The organism is Methylobacterium dankookense, assembly GCF_902141855.1.
Taxonomy (GTDB): Bacteria; Pseudomonadota; Alphaproteobacteria; order Rhizobiales; family Beijerinckiaceae; genus Methylobacterium; species Methylobacterium dankookense.
Window position 1 is genome coordinate 42,427 of sequence record NZ_CABFVH010000031.1, and the last position, 12,440, is coordinate 54,866.

Annotated in this window: 10 protein-coding genes; all 10 read left to right on the forward strand. The window is 69.8% G+C overall.

The genetic code is table 11. The features are described 5' to 3' along the window. Nucleotides 1-36: 36 nt before the first annotated feature. Nucleotides 37-807 (forward strand): hydroxyacylglutathione hydrolase, encoded by a 771-nt coding sequence (gene gloB, locus MTDSW087_RS20170; protein ID WP_238178793.1) that lies wholly within the window; start codon nucleotides 37-39, stop codon nucleotides 805-807. Nucleotides 808-1,128: 321 nt separating this feature from the next. Then, a complete protein-coding gene (locus tag MTDSW087_RS20175) occupies nucleotides 1,129-1,737 on the forward strand; it encodes a TetR family transcriptional regulator (RefSeq protein WP_306421678.1) in 609 nt (202 codons plus the stop codon). A 439-nt stretch (nucleotides 1,738-2,176) separates the two neighbouring features. Continuing rightward, nucleotides 2,177-3,139 carry a malate dehydrogenase gene (mdh, locus tag MTDSW087_RS20180; protein WP_144766695.1) on the forward strand — a complete coding sequence of 321 codons (963 nt, stop codon included), beginning with the start codon at nucleotides 2,177-2,179 and terminating at the stop codon, nucleotides 3,137-3,139. 98 nt (nucleotides 3,140-3,237) lie between these two features. Next, nucleotides 3,238-4,434 (forward strand): ADP-forming succinate--CoA ligase subunit beta, encoded by a 1,197-nt coding sequence (gene sucC, locus MTDSW087_RS20185; protein WP_144766696.1) that lies wholly within the window; start codon nucleotides 3,238-3,240, stop codon nucleotides 4,432-4,434. Nucleotides 4,435-4,438: 4 nt separating this feature from the next. Next, the gene (gene sucD / locus MTDSW087_RS20190) at nucleotides 4,439-5,323 is read left to right on the forward strand and encodes a succinate--CoA ligase subunit alpha (protein WP_144766697.1); all 885 of its coding nucleotides are present in this window, start codon (nucleotides 4,439-4,441) and stop codon (nucleotides 5,321-5,323) included. 212 nt (nucleotides 5,324-5,535) lie between these two features. Beyond that, the gene (locus MTDSW087_RS20195; protein ID WP_144766698.1) at nucleotides 5,536-8,520 is read left to right on the forward strand and encodes a 2-oxoglutarate dehydrogenase E1 component; all 2,985 of its coding nucleotides are present in this window, start codon (nucleotides 5,536-5,538) and stop codon (nucleotides 8,518-8,520) included. Nucleotides 8,521-8,539: 19 nt separating this feature from the next. Further along, nucleotides 8,540-8,839: a YciI family protein gene (locus MTDSW087_RS20200; RefSeq protein WP_144766699.1), complete on the forward strand. Its 300-nt coding sequence runs from the start codon at nucleotides 8,540-8,542 to the stop codon at nucleotides 8,837-8,839. A gap of 50 nt (nucleotides 8,840-8,889) precedes the next feature. Continuing rightward, nucleotides 8,890-10,173, forward strand: a complete 1,284-nt coding sequence (gene odhB / locus MTDSW087_RS20205) for a 2-oxoglutarate dehydrogenase complex dihydrolipoyllysine-residue succinyltransferase (protein WP_144766700.1) — start codon at nucleotides 8,890-8,892, stop codon at nucleotides 10,171-10,173. 21 nt (nucleotides 10,174-10,194) lie between these two features. Further along, nucleotides 10,195-10,950, forward strand: a complete 756-nt coding sequence (locus MTDSW087_RS20210) for an SDR family oxidoreductase (protein ID WP_144766701.1) — start codon at nucleotides 10,195-10,197, stop codon at nucleotides 10,948-10,950. A gap of 71 nt (nucleotides 10,951-11,021) precedes the next feature. Then, nucleotides 11,022-12,425, forward strand: coding sequence for a dihydrolipoyl dehydrogenase (lpdA, locus tag MTDSW087_RS20215; RefSeq protein WP_144766702.1), 1,404 nt, complete (start codon nucleotides 11,022-11,024; stop codon nucleotides 12,423-12,425). The last annotated feature ends 15 nt before the right edge of the window (nucleotides 12,426-12,440 follow it).

Below are 12,440 nucleotides of genomic sequence, written 5' to 3' on the forward strand. Positions count from 1 at the left end.
AAGCCCGCGACGACGGGCCCGACAGGGAGAGACGGCTTGAGCGCGGAGTTCCGCACCTTCCTCTGCCGCAGCGACAATGTCGGCGTGCTGCTGCGCGATTCCCGGACGGGCGCCTGCGCGGCCATCGACGTGCCGGAGGCCGGCGCCGTGCTGCGGGCCCTCGACGAGACCGGCTGGCGGCTCACCGACATCCTCGTCACCCATCGCCACATCGACCATATCGAGGGCATCCCCGAGGTCCGGCGCGCCACCGGCGCCCGCCTCACCGCCCCGGTCAAGGCGCGCGAGGACGTGCCGGATGCCGACGTCTACGTCTCCGAGGGCGACCGGGTGCGCGTCGGCGACCTCGAGGGCGAGGTCTGGGAGACGCCCGGGCATTGCCTCGACCACGTCACCTATCATTTCGCCGCGGCCGGCCTCGCCTTCGCGGGCGACACCCTGTTCACCCTCGGCTGCGGCCGGGTGATGGAGAGCCCGCCCGAGACCCTGTGGCGCTCGCTCCGCCGATTCGAGGGGCTGCCCGGCGCCACGCAGATCTTCAGCGGGCACGACTACGTGCTCTCGAACGCCCGCTTCGCCCTCGCCGCCGAGCCCGGCAACGCCGCCCTGCGCGCCCGCGCCGCAGAGGCCGACCGGGCGCAGGCCGAAGGCCGCTTCCTCGTGCCCTCGACCCTGGAGCAGGAGCGGGCTACCAATCCTTTCCTGCGCAGTGCGGAGCCTTCCCTGGCCGAATCGGTCGATCTGCCGCCCGGAACCGAGCCCGAGGCGGTGTTCGTGGCCCTTCGGGCGTGGAAGAACCGCTTCTGAACGGGTGACGACAAGAAAAATTTGTTGCGTTCTCAAACAGAAATGAACATACGGACCCTGAGGGGTCTGAATGGCCCGTCCAAAGAGACTCCCGGGGGGAGATCTTGATATTCACCGAAGCGTGGGCTCGCTTCGCCGGTCAGATGGGGGTTCGTCTCGCCCTACCACCTTTCCACATCCCGCCTGCCACTTCCTTTCGTTCATCCGGAATCTGAACGATCGCGCGACGCGCCAGAGGAAGCGGCCGGTCAGGCTGAACAGGCCGGCACCGAGGTCACAGCCCTCCATGCCGGTGCCAAACCCGCCCCGCGGCCGGGCTCCCTGCGGCCCCGGCCGGCACCCGTCTCCGCGGACGTGCGCCTTCTCGGCATCGCCACAGAGCATCTCGCGCGGCTCGGCCCGAAGCGCGTGACGGTGGTCGCCGTCGCCGCGGAAGCCGGCATGACGCATGCCAACGTCTACCGCTACTTCCCGTCGAAGGACGCGCTCCTCGACGCGGTGGCCGGGCGCTGGCTGCGCGACATCGAGGCGTATCTCGCCGGCATCGCCGACGCGCCAGACCCTGCCGACGACAAGATCGAGCGGCTGCTGACGGCGCTCGCCACCCTGCAGCGGGATGCGCTCGGCAACGAGCCCAACCTGTTCGCCGTCCATCTCGACGCCACTGTGGCGGCCCGGCCCATCGCCCGGCGCCACCGGGTGCGCCTGCGCAGCCTGGTCGAGCGGGTGGTCGAGGAAGGCATCGTCGCCGGGACCTTCTCGGCCCGGGACCGCGAGCGGGCGATCGCCTACATCTTCGACGCGAGCTACCGCTTCACGCATCCGCTGGCGATCCAGCACGATGCCGACGTGCCGCGCGACCTGATCGAGGCCCGCTTCGGCGCGGTGATCCACGCGATCCAGCGCGTGCTGCGCACCGGCGTGCTCTGACGCCGCGACGAGCCCGGCCGCCGCGGCCGGGCTCCCGTCACGGGGCCTTGCGAATCCCCGATCCGCCCTGTTCCGAGCGCCCGGTCCGGGCCTCCGGCCGCACCGCTTCGCGAGGCCGGCAAAGGGCGAAATGACAACTTTCAGAATCTGTCATCGAAGCTTTGCCACCGAATCCGGCGTGGCCCGGCCGCGCCTAAGCGCTTCCACCGGCTGAGCTTTCCACGGCGCCTCCCGGCCAGCCCGCCCCCGCGGCGCTGGCCCGATGCATGCTTGCTGGACCTTCGTCGGGTTGAAGCAGAGGTGCTTTTCGGCCACACAGCCGCTCGAACGAACCGGCCGCTCGGGACGCCCGCCGCGAGCCCGCTCCGGACGCATCCGCGTACCCCGCGTACCCGCATCAACTGAACGTCGATCCAGGCACAGCAGAGGTTCTGACCACATGGCACGCAGCAAGATCGCGCTCATCGGGGCCGGCCAGATCGGAGGGACGCTGGCGCATCTGGCGGGCCTGAAGGAGCTCGGCGACGTCGTGCTGTTCGACATCGCTGACGGCATCCCGCAGGGCAAGGGCCTCGACATCGCCGAGTCCGCCCCCGTCGACGGCTTCGACGCCAAGTTCTCCGGCGCCAGCGACTACGCGGCGATCGAGGGCGCCGACGTGATCATCGTCACCGCCGGCGTGCCGCGCAAGCCCGGCATGAGCCGCGACGACCTCATCGGCATCAACCTCAAGGTGATGGAGTCGGTCGGCCAGGGCATCAAGCAATACGCCCCGAACGCCTTCGTCATCTGCATCACCAACCCGCTCGACGCGATGGTCTGGGCGCTGCAGAAGTTCTCGGGGCTCCCCACCAACAAGATCGTCGGCATGGCCGGCGTGCTCGATTCCGCCCGCTTCCGCCACTTCCTGGCCGACGAGTTCAAGGTCTCGGTCGAGGACGTGACCGCCTTCGTGCTCGGCGGCCACGGCGACGACATGGTGCCGCTGGTGCGCTACTCGACGGTGGCCGGCGTGCCGCTGCCGGACCTCGTCAAGCTCGGCTGGACCACCCAGGAGAAGCTCGACGCCATGGTCGAGCGGACGCGCAAGGGCGGCGGCGAGATCGTCAACCTGCTCAAGACCGGCTCGGCCTTCTACGCGCCGGCGGCCTCCGCGATCGCGATGGCCGAGAGCTACCTGCGCGACAAGAAGCGCGTCCTGCCCTGCGCCGCGCACCTGTCGGGCCAGTACGGCATCGACGGCCTGTTCATCGGCGTGCCGATCGTGATCGGCGCCGAGGGCGTCGAGCGCGTCCTCGAGGTCGAGTTCAACCCCGACGAGAAGGCGATGTTCGACAAGTCGATCGCCTCGGTGAAGGGCCTGATCGAGGCCTGCAAGGGCATCAACGGCGCCCTCGCCTGAGCCATTCGCGTGGCACGCGCGGCTCTGGTATGCCAGCACCGCGCGTGCCGTGACTCAGGGTATCGAAGCCCTTCGTTGGGGACGCGAGGAGGACGCCAATGAACATCCACGAATATCAAGCCAAGGGGGTACTGCGCGAGTTCGGCCTGCCGGTCTCGCGCGGCGTCGCGATCTTCAAGCCCGAGGAGGCCGCCGCTGCGGCCGACGCGCTCGGCGGCCCGGTCTGGGTGGTGAAGAGCCAGATCCACGCGGGCGGCCGCGGCAAGGGCACCTTCAAGGGGGCTCCCGCCGGCGCCAAGGGCGGCGTGCGCGTCACCAAGTCCAAGGACGAGGTGGTGCAGTTCGCCTCCGAGATGCTCGGCGCGACGCTGGTGACCGTGCAGACCGGCGAGGCCGGCAAGCAGGTCAACCGTCTCTACATCGAGGAAGGCGCCTCGATCGCCGCCGAGTTCTACCTGTCGATGCTCGTCGACCGCGCCACCGGCCAAGTGGCCTTCGTCGTCTCGACGGAAGGCGGCATGGACATCGAGCAGGTCGCCCACGACACCCCTGAGAAGATCATCACCTTCTCGGTCGATCCGGCCACCGGCATCATGCCCCATCACGGCCGCGCGGTCGCCAAGGCGCTCGGCCTGTCCGGCGCCCAAGCCAAGGAAGCGGGCGAGCTGACGGAGAAGCTCTACCGGGCCTTCACGGCCAAGGACATGAGCATGCTCGAGATCAACCCGCTGGTGCTCACCGGCGACGGCCATCTCAAGTGCCTCGACGCCAAGATCTCCTTCGACTCGAACGCGCTCTACCGCCACCCCGACATCGTGGCGCTCCGCGACGAGACCGAGGAGGACGCCAAGGAGATCGAGGCCTCCAAGTACGACCTCGCCTATATCGCGCTCGACGGCACGATCGGCTGCATGGTCAACGGCGCCGGCCTCGCCATGGCCACCCTCGACATCATCAAGCTCTACGGCGAGGAGCCGGCGAACTTCCTCGATGTCGGCGGCGGCGCGAGCGAGGAGAAGGTCACGGCGGCCTTCAAGATCATCACCGCCGACCCGCAGGTGAAGGGCATCCTCGTCAACATCTTCGGCGGGATCATGAAGTGCGACGTCATCGCCCGCGGCGTGATCGCGGCGGTGAAGGCGGTGGGCCTCGAGGTCCCGCTGGTGGTGCGCCTGGAGGGCACCAACGTCGAAGAGGGCAAGGAGATCATCCGCTCGTCCGGCCTCAACGTCATCCCGGCCGACGACCTCGACGACGCCGCCCAGAAGATCGTCGCCGCGGTGAAGGGAGCCTGATCCGATGTCCGTCATGATCGACGCCAACACCAAGGTCATCTGCCAGGGCTTCACCGGCAAGAACGGCACCTTCCACTCCGAGCAGGCGCTCAGTTACGGCACCAAGATGGTCGGCGGCACGAGCCCCGGCAAAGGCGGCTCGACCCATCTCGGCCTGCCCGTGTTCGACACGGTGGCCGAGGCCCGCGAGGCCACGGGCGCCGACGCCTCCGTCGTCTATGTGCCGCCGCCGGGCGCCGCGGACGCGATCTGCGAGGCCATCGCCGCCGAGATCCCGCTCATCGTCTGCATCACGGAGGGCATCCCGGTGCTCGACATGGTGCGGGTGAAGCGGGCGCTCGCCGGCTCGAAGTCGCGCCTCGTCGGCCCGAACTGCCCCGGCATCGTCACCGCCGGCGAATCGAAGATCGGCATCATGCCGGCCAACATCTTCCGCCCGGGCTCGGTGGGCATCGTGTCGCGCTCCGGCACGCTGACCTACGAGGCGGTGTTCCAGACCTCGAATGCGGGCCTCGGCCAGACCACGGCGGTCGGCATCGGCGGCGATCCGGTCAAGGGCACCGAGTTCATCGACGTGCTGGAGCTGTTCCTCGCCGATCCGAAGACCGAGTCGATCGTGATGATCGGCGAGATCGGCGGCTCGGCCGAGGAGGAGGCCGCGCAGTTCCTGAAGGACGAGGCCAAGCGCGGCCGCAAGAAGCCGATGGTCGGCTTCATCGCGGGCCGCACCGCGCCTCCGGGCCGCCGCATGGGCCATGCCGGCGCGATCATCTCGGGCGGCAAGGGCGGCGCCGAGGACAAGATCGCGGCGATGGAGGCGGCGGGCATCCGCGTCTCTCCCTCGCCGGCCCGGCTCGGCTCGACGCTGGTCGATGTCCTGAAGGGCTGAACCCTACCCCCCGCGTGCCCATCGGGGCGTGCGGGGGATCCCGAGGCGCCTGGAGGCGCGACGACCGGGGCGTGCCGACCGGCATGCCCCGCGACGGACTTTCCGATGGATGCGCCCGCGCGCCCCGCGCGAGGGCTGGGGATGCATCCGGGACGGTTGAGGGCGGTCCGCCCCGGATTGCGGGCCGCACACCCGAGCAGGATGGACGGACCATGGCACGCCAGGACCTGAACGAAGCGCTCCTCGAAACCTCGTTCCTCTACGGCGGCAACGCCGCCTATATCGAGGAGCTGCAGGCGGCCTACGCGCGCAACCCGGCCTCCGTCGATCCCGAATGGCAGAACTTCTTCAAGGCGCTCGGCGAGGACGAGACGCTGGTGGAGAAGAACGCCGCCGGCGCCTCCTGGACCAAGCCCAACTGGCCGGTGCCGCTGAACGGCGAGATCGTCTCGGCGCTCGACGGCAACTGGGCGGCCCTGGAGAAGGGCCTCGGCGACAAGATCCTGGCGCGCGATGCCAAGCCCGGCAAGCCCGTGGACGGCGCCGCGGTGGTGGCCAGGACCGGCGTCTCGGTGGAGCAGGCCACCAAGGATTCCGTCCGCGCGATCATGCTGATCCGCTCCTACCGCATGCGCGGCCACCTGCATGCCAAGCTCGACCCGCTGGGGCTGGCGCCGCGCGGCGACCACGAGGAGCTGCACCCGCAGCATTACGGCTTCACCGAAGCCGACTGGGACCGGCCGATCTTCCTCGACAACGTGCTCGGGCTCGAATTCGGCACGATCCGCGAGATCGTCGACATCCTGGAGCGGACCTACTGCCAGACGCTCGGCGTCGAGTTCATGCACATCTCGGATCCGGCCGAGAAGGCGTGGCTGCAGGAGCGCATCGAGGGCAAGGACAAGGAGATCTCCTTCACCCCCGAGGGGCGTCGCGCGATCCTGAACAAGCTGATCGAGGCGGAGGGCTTCGAGAAGTTCCTCGACCTCAAGTACACCGGCACCAAGCGCTTCGGCCTCGATGGCGGCGAGGCGATGATCCCGGCGCTGGAACAGATCATCAAGCGCGGCGGCGCCCTCGGCGTCCGCGAGATCGTGCTCGGCATGGCCCATCGCGGCCGGCTCAACGTGCTCACCACCGTGATGGCCAAGCCCTTCCGGGCGGTCTTCCACGAGTTCAAGGGCGGCTCGGCCTCGCCGGCCGAGGTCGAGGGCTCGGGCGACGTGAAGTACCATCTCGGCGCGTCGTCCGACCGCGCCTTCGACGGCAACAACGTCCACCTCTCGCTCACCGCCAACCCCTCGCACCTGGAGATCGTGGATCCCGTCGTGCTCGGTAAGGTCCGCGCCAAGCAGGACCAGTGGGCCAAGCCCAATGTCGAGCGCCGCACGGTCCTGCCGCTCCTCATCCACGGCGACGCGGCCTTCGCCGGCCAGGGCGTGGTGGCCGAGTGCCTCGGCCTGTCGGGCCTCAAGGGCCACCGCACCGGCGGCTCGGTGCACTTCATCATCAACAACCAGATCGGCTTCACCACCGATCCGCGCTTCTCGCGCTCCTCGCCCTACCCGTCCGACGTGGCGAAGATGGTCGAGGCGCCGATCTTCCACTGCAACGGCGACGATCCGGAGGCGGTGACCTTCGCCGCCAAGGTCGCGGTCGAGTACCGGCAGAAGTTCGGCAAGCCGGTCGTGATCGACATGCTCTGCTACCGCCGCTTCGGCCACAACGAGGGCGACGAGCCGGCCTTCACCCAGCCGAAGATGTACCAGCGCATCCGCAAGCACCCGACCGCGCTGGAGAGCTACGGCCGCAAGCTCGTCGAGAACGGCACCCTGAGCCAGGAGGCGCTCGACGCCCGAAAGGCCGAGTTCCGGGAGATGCTCGACAGCGAGCTCGACACCGCGACGAACTACAAGGCCAACAAGGCCGACTGGCTCGACGGGCGCTGGTCCGGCTTCAAGGCCGTGCACGAGGACGTGGACGATCCCCGCCGCGGCCGCACCGCCGTGCCGGCCGAGACGCTGCGCCAGATCGGGCAGCGGATCACGCAGTCGCCCCCCGGCTTCCACCTGCACCGCACCATCCAGCGCTTCCTCGACAACCGCGCCAAGGCGGTGGAGACCGGCGTCGGCATCGACTGGGCGACCGCCGAGGCGCTGGCCTTCGGCTCGATCCTGCTCGACGGCAACCGGGTCCGTCTCTCGGGCCAGGATGTCGAGCGCGGCACCTTCTCGCAGCGCCACGCCGTGGTGATCGACCAGGAGAACGAGCAGCGCTACACGCCGCTCAACTCGATCCGCGAGGGGCAGGCCAACATCGAGATCATCAACTCGATGCTCTCCGAGGAGGCGGTGCTCGGCTTCGAGTACGGCTACTCGCTGGCCGAACCGAACTCCCTGGTGCTGTGGGAGGCGCAGTTCGGCGACTTCGCCAACGGCGCGCAGGTCGTCATCGACCAGTTCATCGCCTCGGGCGAGCGCAAGTGGCTGCGCATGTCGGGCCTCGTGATGCTGCTGCCGCACGGCTACGAGGGCCAGGGGCCGGAGCACTCCTCCGCCCGCCTCGAGCGCTACCTGCAGGGCTGCGCCGAGGACAACATGCAGGTGGCCAACTGCACCACGCCGGCCAACTACTTCCACATCCTGCGCCGGCAGCTGAAGCGCGACTTCCGCAAGCCCCTCGTCCTGATGACGCCGAAATCGCTGCTGCGCCACAAGCGGGCGGTCTCGCCCCTCGACATGCTCAGCGACGGCTCGACCTTCCACCGCATCCTCTGGGACGATGCGGAGCACGAGGGCAGCGAGATCAAGCTCGTGCGCGACGACAAGATCCGCCGCGTCGTGCTCTGCTCGGGCAAGGTCTATTACGACCTGCTTGAGGAGCGCGAGAAGCGGGGCCTCAACGACATCTACCTCCTGCGCGTCGAGCAGCTCTACCCGTTCCCGCTCAAGGCGCTCGCCACCGAGATGGCCCGGTTCCGCAACGCCGAGGTGATCTGGTGCCAGGAGGAGCCCAAGAACATGGGCGCCTGGAGCTTCGTGGAGCCCTATCTCGAATGGGTGCTCGGCCAAGCGAACGCCTCCGTGCGGCGTCCGCGCTATGTCGGCCGCCCGGCCTCGGCCTCCACGGCGGTCGGCCTGATGTCGAAGCACCAGGCGCAGCTCCAGGCCTTCCTCAACGAGGCGCTGGCGGTCTGACCACCGAGAGCCCGAGGCAATGGCCTATTTCCTCCTGCGCCTGAACCCGCCGCGTCCGAGCTTCCCCTTCGACGCGACGGAGGCCGAGAAGGCCCTGTTCTCGGAGCATTCGGCCTACTGGCTGGAGCGGGCGGCCTCGGGGGAGGCCGTCGCGGTCGGGCCGGTCTTCGAGGCCGGCGGCGCCTGGGGCCTCGCCCTCGTCGAGGCGGCGGACGAGGCCCAGGCCCAGGAACTCGGCGCCGCCGATCCCGTCATCAAGGCGCAGACAGGCTTCGCCTACACCGTCTCGCCCGTTCCATCCCTGATCCTGCGGCGCTAGAGGCCGCGGCCCGTTAGCCAGAGGAGGCCCCCGCGCGGGGCAGTGAGAGCATGGCAACCGACATCCTCGTCCCGACGCTCGGCGAATCCGTGAGCGAGGCCACGATCGGCCGCTGGTTCAAGAAGCCCGGCGACACGGTCACCGCCGACGAGCCCCTGGTGGAGCTCGAGACCGACAAGGTCACCCTGGAGGTCAACGCGCCCGCGGCCGGCCAGCTCGGCGAGATCCTGGTGAAGGACGGCGAGACGGTGGAGCCCGGCGCCATCCTCGGCTCGATCGTCGAGGCGGGCGCGGGCGGCGCCAAGAGTGAGGCCAAGAGCGAGGCGAAGAGCGAGGCGAAGCCCGCCCCGAAGCAGGCCGCCGAGACCAAGGCCGAGAGCCGCAGCGAGGCGCCCGCCAAGCAGGCGTCCCAAGGCGACCGCCCGGTCGGCGACCACGGCCCGGCGGTGGCCAAGCTCGCCCGCGAATCCGGCCTCGACCCGTCGGGCGTGAACGGCAGCGGCAAGGACGGCCGCGTCACCAAGGGCGACATGCTCGGCGCCATCGCCAAGGGGGGAGCGGCCGGCGCGTCGCAGCCCGCCCAGAAGGAGGCCCGCCCGACCCTGCCGCGCGCGCCTTCCGCGCCGGACGACGCCGCGCGCGAGGAGCGCGTGCGCATGACGAAGCTGCGCCAGACCATCGCGCGCCGCCTCAAGGACGCGCAGGACACCGCGGCGATGCTGACGACGTTCAACGACGTCGACATGTCGGCCGTGATGGCGATGCGGAGCCAGTACAAGGACGTGTTCGAGAAGAAGCACGGCACGAAGCTCGGCTTCATGGGCTTCTTCACCAAGGCGGTGATCGGCGCGCTCAAGGACGTGCCGGCGGTCAACGCCGAGATCGACGGGCAGGACCTCGTCTACAAGAACTACTACCACATCGGCATCGCGGTCGGCACCGACAAGGGCCTCGTCGTGCCGGTGGTGCGCGACGCCGACGACCTCTCCATCGCCGGCATCGAGAAGACGATCGCCGGCTTCGGCAAGAAGGCCCGCGACGGCAAGCTCTCCATCGAGGAGATGCAGGGCGGCACCTTCACCATCACCAACGGCGGCATCTACGGCTCGCTGATGTCGACGCCGATCCTCAACGCGCCGCAATCGGGCATCCTCGGCATGCACCGCATCGAGGAGCGGCCGGTGGTGCGCGCCGGCAAGATCGAGGCGCGGCCGATGATGTACCTCGCCCTCTCCTACGACCACCGCATCGTGGACGGGAAGGAGGCGGTGACCTTCCTCGTTCGCGTGAAGGAGGCCCTGGAGGACCCGGCGCGCCTCGTTCTGGACCTCTGAGCGACGCCGAAGGCCCGCGCCATGCCCGAGATCGCCGACAAGGTCGCCGTCGTCACCGGCGGCAGCCGCGGCATCGGCCGCGCCGTCGCGATGCTGGCGGCCCGGCGCGGCTGGCGGGTCTGCCTGAGCTACGTCTCGGACGCGGCCGCCGCAGAGGCCGTGGTCGCCGCGATCGCGGATGCGGGCGGGCAGGCCTGTGCGGTGCGGGCCGATGTCGGCGCGGAGGCGGACGTCGAAGCGCTGTTCGCGGCGGCCGACCGGCTCGGCACGGTGGCGGGCCTCGTCAACAACGCGGGCGTGGTCGACGTCGCCGCCCGGGTCGAGGCGATGGGAGCCGAGCGCCTCCACCGCATGATGCGCGTGAACGTGGTCGGCAGCCTGCTCTGCGCCCGCGAGGCGGTGCGGCGGATGTCGACCCGCAACGGCGGCCGGGGCGGGGCGATCGTCAACCTCTCCTCCGTGGCCGCACGGCTCGGCGGGGCGGGGCAATATGTCGACTACGCCGCCGCGAAGGGGGCGATCGACACCTTCACCCTCGGCCTCGCCCGCGAGGTCGCCGAGGAGGGCATCCGCGTCAACGCGGTGGCGCCCGGCATCATCGACACCGAGATCCACGCGAGCGGCGGCCAGCCCGACCGGGCCTGGGCGCTGGCGTCGCAGATCCCGATGAAGCGGCCCGGGACGGCCGACGAGATCGCCGCGCCCGTCGTCTGGCTGCTCTCCGACGAGGCCGCCTACACCACGGGCGCCGTCCTGCAAGTCACCGGGGGCCGCTGAGGCGCAGCGGACGCTCCAGGATCGCCCCGCGGCCGGGGCATCGCTGAACAACGGTTAGGAACGAACGGACCATGAGCGCTTACGATCTCGTCGTCATCGGCACCGGCCCCGGGGGCTATGTCTGCGCCATCCGCGCGGCGCAGCTCGGCCTGCGGACCGCGGTGGTCGAGAAGCGGGCGACCCATGGCGGCACCTGCCTCAATGTCGGCTGCATCCCGTCCAAGGCCCTTCTCCACGCCTCGGAGGCCTTCGAGGAGGCCAACCACCACTTCGCCGATCTCGGCATCGAGGTGAGCGGAGTGACGCTCGACCTGAAGAAGATGATGGGCTTCAAGGACGAGGGCGTCGCCGGCAACACCAAGGGCGTCGAGTTCCTGCTGAAGAAGAACAAGGTCGACAGCTACCAGGGCACCGGCCGCATCGCCGGCGCGGGTCGCGTCGAGGTGGTCTCCGAGGACGGCGGCAACCGGATGCTGGAGACGAAGAACATCGTCATCGCCACCGGCTCGGACGTGGCGAAGCTCCCCGGCGTCGAGATCGACGAGACGGTGGTGGTCTCCTCCACCGGCGCCCTCGCGCTCGGCGCGGTGCCGAAGAAGCTCCTCGTCATCGGCGCGGGCGTGATCGGGCTCGAGCTCGGCTCGGTCTGGCGGCGGCTCGGAGCCGAGGTCACCGTGGTCGAGTATCTCGACCGGGTGCTGCCGGGCATGGACGGCGAAACGGCCAAGCAGTTCCAGCGGATCCTGACCAAGCAGGGCATCGCCTTCAGGCTGTCCACCAAGGTCACCGGCGTCGAGGTGGCCAAGAAGGGCGCCAAGGTCACGGTGGAGCCGGCGGCCGGCGGGCAGGCCGAGGTGCTGGAGGCCGACGTGGTGCTCGTCGCCATCGGCCGCGTGCCCTACACGGCCGGGCTCGGCCTGGAGACCGTCGGCGTGCAGGTGGACAACAAGGGCCGCATCCAGACGGACGAGCACTTCGCCACCAACGTCACCGGAATCTACGCGATCGGCGACGTGATCGCCGGCCCGATGCTCGCCCACAAGGCCGAGGACGAGGGCGTCGCCGTGGCCGAGATCCTGGCCGGCCAGTCGGGCCACGTGAATTACGGCGTGATCCCGAACGTGGTCTACACCTTCCCCGAAGTCGCCTCGGTCGGCCGGACCGAGGAGGAGCTGAAGAAGGACGGCGTCGCCTACAATGCCGGCAAGTTCCCCTTCACGGCCAACGGCCGCGCCAAGGCCAACGGCACCACGGACGGCTTCGTGAAGATCCTGGCGGATGCGCAGACCGACCGGGTGCTCGGCGTGCACATCGTGGGCGCGGATGCCGGCAACCTGATCGCCGAGGTGGCGGTGGCGATGGAGTTCGGCGCCAGCTCCGAGGACATCGGCCGCACCTGCCACGCGCATCCGACGCTCACCGAAGCCGTCAAGGAGGCCGCCCTCGCGGTCGCCAAGCGCGCCATCCACGTCTGACAGGCGGCCTTTCGG